Consider the following 559-nt stretch of genomic DNA (forward strand, 5'->3'; position numbering starts at 1 on the left):
CGGCATCGCCACCAGCCGCAGCGGTGCCACGCCGACCAGCGCGACGACGGCAAGAATCAGCACCGCGCCGGCGCGCGGGAAAGATGGGGTGTCCTGCAACATGAGCAATCTCCGCTTCAGACTGAGGAAGCTGGGCGAGGCACTGGCCAATCCAGCGCCGGGACGTGGAGCGACGCCCAATTGCAGCAGCAGGCGTCCGTAGTGGTGGCGGCAGTGGCGATTCCCGGCAACCACGGCGGCGTCCACCGCCGCTTCGCGGGCAATGCCGTATTCGCGGGCGGCCAGGTGGACCAGCGGGTGGAAGAAGAACAGGTGCTGGGCCAGTGCCGGCACCAGGCCCAGCCACAGGTCGCGGCGTTGCAGGTGGACCAGCTCGTGGGTCAGCGCCATGTCCAGCTGGTCATCGTCCATGCGCTGCAGGCCACGTGCCGGCAGCAGCAGGACCGGATGCCACGGCCCGATCAGCTGCGGCGAATCGATGGCCGTGCTGAGCATCAGACGCGGTGCGCGGCGCAGGCCATGGGCAGCGGCGGCGAGTTGCAAGGCGGCACCGAGCTTG

General features: G+C 69.6%; 1 protein-coding gene. It reads right to left on the bottom strand.

Annotated features, from left to right (window positions below; genetic code table 11):
* On the bottom strand, window positions 1–559 hold a 559-nt coding region (locus tag JCM9942_RS17795; RefSeq protein WP_218185535.1), incomplete at both ends, for a M56 family metallopeptidase.

Source organism: Stenotrophomonas pictorum JCM 9942 (assembly GCF_001310775.1).
Taxonomy (GTDB): Bacteria; Pseudomonadota; Gammaproteobacteria; order Xanthomonadales; family Xanthomonadaceae; genus Stenotrophomonas; species Stenotrophomonas pictorum.